Raw genomic sequence first — 3057 nt, forward strand, 5'->3', positions numbered from 1 at the left:
GTCGCCCGCCCAGGCGGCGGAGCCGCCGCGGGCGAGCGGCGCACCGGGCAGCGGCATGTAGCCGATCTCGCCCGCGCCGCCGGTGGCGCCGCGCAGCAGCGTGCCGCCGAGCACGATCGCGGCGCCGACGCCGCGGTCCAGCCACGTCAGCACGTAGTCGTCGAAGTCCTGGGCGGCGCCCTCGTACTGCTCGGCGAGCGCCGCGAGGTTCACGTCGTTCTCGATGACCACCGGGGTGCCGAGCACCTCGGCGAGGTCGGCCAGCAGGGTGCGCGAGTGCCAACCCGGCAGGTGCGGCGCGTAGCGCAGTTCGCCGGTGGCGCGGTCGATGGAGCCCGGGGTGCCGATGACGGCGCAGTGCAGGTCGTCGTGGCCGAGCCCGGCCTCCGCGAGCGCGCCGTCCACGGCCTCGGCGACCAGTTGGGCCGTGCGGCCCCGCACGTCCGCGGCGACGGCCTCGGCCTCGACGCGGCTGCTGCCGACGACGGTGCCGGTGATGTCGGCCACCTGGGCGCTGATGCCGGTGTGGCCGACGGCGAGCGCGGCCACGTGAGCGGCGGTCGGCTCGATCTCGTAGAGCGCCGCGTTCGGTCCCGGCCGGCCGCTCACCCGGCCGGTGGCGCGCACCAGACCCGCGGCCTCCAGGCGGCCGAGCAGCTGGGACGCGGTGGGCTTGGACAGCCCGGTCAGCTCGCCGATCCTGGTCCTCGTCAGGGGGCCGTGCGCGATGAGCAGATCGAGCGCCGCCCGGTCGTTCATCGCCCGCAGCACCCTGGGTGTGCCCGGTGAAGGTGTCGTCGTGCTCACGCCCGGACCCGTTTCCTCGACTCTGGCTGACAGATGGCCGATCACTGTTAGGAAGGTTTCCTAATCGGCTTCGAGGAAGGTATGACTCACGTAAGGGGGACGTCAATACCTCAAACCACCGGTTTTCCTCCGGCAATCAAAGCGTTACGCGCCGGAGTACGCCAGAGGGCCTCCCGAACTCCCCGGCAATGCGCCCCTCGCCGGGCCCTGAGTGAAGGCGGCGCGCGGACGGCCCGTCCACCGGCGCGCCTGCCGCGGGCGGCCCTCCCGGCCGACCGGGTCCGAGTGGGCCACCTTGGCCCCGCCGTCCGCGACGCACGCGCCGGACAATGGGCCGATGGACCAGAACGCGGAGCTGCGGGACTTCCTCCGTTCACGCCGGGCCCGGCTGAGCCCCGGGGCGGCGGGCATCGTCCCGGGCGGCGGCGCCCGCCGGGTGCCGGGGCTGCGGCGCGAGGAGGTCGCGCGCCTCGCCGGGGTCAGCACCGACTACTACACGCGCCTTGAGCAGGGCAGGCACCCCCACGTCTCCGAGGGCGTGCTGGACGCCGTGGCGGGCGCCCTGCGCCTCGACGACGTGGAACGCGACTACCTCGTCGGACTCGTGCGCCCGCGGTCCCCGCGTCCCGGCAGGCGGCGCGGCGCGGTGCCCCAGCGGGTACGCCCCGAGGTGCACGGGATGCTGGAGGTGCTGGGCCAGGTCACACCGGCCGTCGTCACCAACCACCGGCAGGACGTGCTGGCCTCCAACGGCCTCGCCCGCGCCCTGTTCACCGACTTCGACGCCCGGGCGCACCGGGAGCGCAACATGGCGCGGTTCATCCTGTTCGACCCGTCGGCCCGGGACCTGTTCGCCCGCTGGGAGGAGGTCGCCGAGGTCATCGTGGCGAGCCTGCGGCTGGCGTCCGGGCACCACCCCGACGACGCCCTCCTGAACGAGCTGATCGGCGAGGCGATGGCCAAGGTGCCGCGGGCCGGGGACTGGTGGGCCGGCCACCGGCTCTTCCAGTGCGCCCACGCGCCGATGAGGCTGCACCACCCCGTGGTCGGCGACCTCGACCTGCGGTACGAGTCGCTGTCGTTCCCCGCCGATCCCGACCACGACCTCGGCCTGTTCACGGCGGCCCCCGGATCGCCCTCGGCGCAGGCCCTCGCGCTGCTGGCGAGCTGGAGCGCCCCGGAGCGGCGGCCGGACGAGCCGGTGCCGGGGCACCCGGGCGCCGTCCGTCCGGGGCTCCCGGGCCCCGGACCGCGACAGGGCAGCGTCTGACGTCCCGTCAATGGGCGGGGGCCTCGCGCCCGGCCCCCCGGGCGCGGTCCTGGCCCACCTGGACCCAGGTCCGGGTGGGCCAGGACGGGGCCCCCGGGGCGGGCCCCGGCGCGTGAGGGTGGAGAGGCCCCCGAGGGGCGCCCGCCGCCCGCGCGCAGCGCGGCGGCGCCACCGGCGCACCCGCCCACCGAGAAGAAGGCGCACCCATGACCACCATCGGCCTGATCGGCAGCGGCCTGATCGGTTCCACCGTCGCCCGCCTGGCCGTCGCCGCCGGACACGACGTCGTCCTCAGCAACCGGCGCGGCCCCGACACCCTGCGCGACCTCGTCGCCGAACTCGGCCCCCGCGCCCGCGCCGCCACCGCGGCAGGCGCCGCCGAGGCCGGCGACCTGGTCGTCGTGACGATCCCGCTGCACGCCTACGCGAGCGTCCCGGCGGCCCCGCTGCGCGGCAAGACCGTGATCGACACCAACAACTACTATCCGCAGCGGGACGACCGCATCGAGGCCCTGGAGGACGAGACCACCACGACCGGCGAGCTCCTCCAGGCCCATCTGCCCGAGTCGCACGTGGTGAAGGCGTTCAACCACATCTTCTACGTCCACCTGGCGCGCCTGGCCCGGCCGGCCGGCGCCCCCGACCGCTCGGCGCTGGCCGTCGCCGGGGACGACGCGGACGCGAGGAAGCAGGTGTCGGCGTTCCTCGACTCGATCGGCTACGACGCCCTCGACGCCGGCCCGCTCGCCGAGGGGTGGCGCTTCCAGCGCGACACCCCGGCGTACTGCGTGCCGTACTTCGGCGAGGGGTACACCACGGCCGACGCCGCGAGCGGCGCCGACGTCGGCCCGGGGCGGCAGGTCACCGCGGACACGCTGCGCCGGCACCTGGCCGAGGCGCGGCGCTACCGGGACATGTGAACCGGCCGCCGGGCCCGGGCCGCCGGCGGGCCGTCGCCGCGGCCTCGGGCCCGCGCGCGG

The 3057-nt window shown here is 76.0% G+C and carries 3 protein-coding genes; 2 read left to right on the forward strand and 1 reads right to left on the reverse strand.

Going from position 1 to position 3057, the window contains the following annotated elements:
- Positions 1-759, reverse strand: a 759-nt coding sequence (locus L1885_RS26310; RefSeq protein ID WP_235799663.1) for an ROK family transcriptional regulator, incomplete at its 3' end; no start/stop codon positions are given.
- A gap of 385 nt (positions 760-1144) precedes the next feature.
- Between L1885_RS26310 and L1885_RS26315 the strand changes: the two genes are divergently transcribed.
- Positions 1145-2077 (forward strand): helix-turn-helix transcriptional regulator, encoded by a 933-nt coding sequence (locus tag L1885_RS26315; protein WP_235799661.1) that lies wholly within the window; start codon positions 1145-1147, stop codon positions 2075-2077.
- A gap of 206 nt (positions 2078-2283) precedes the next feature.
- Positions 2284-2997, forward strand: a complete 714-nt coding sequence (locus tag L1885_RS26320; RefSeq protein WP_235799662.1) for an NADPH-dependent F420 reductase — start codon at positions 2284-2286, stop codon at positions 2995-2997.
- Positions 2998-3057 lie beyond the last annotated feature (60 nt).

Source organism: Streptomyces fuscigenes, assembly GCF_021556455.1.
GTDB classification, from domain to species: domain Bacteria; phylum Actinomycetota; class Actinomycetes; order Streptomycetales; family Streptomycetaceae; genus Streptomyces; species Streptomyces fuscigenes.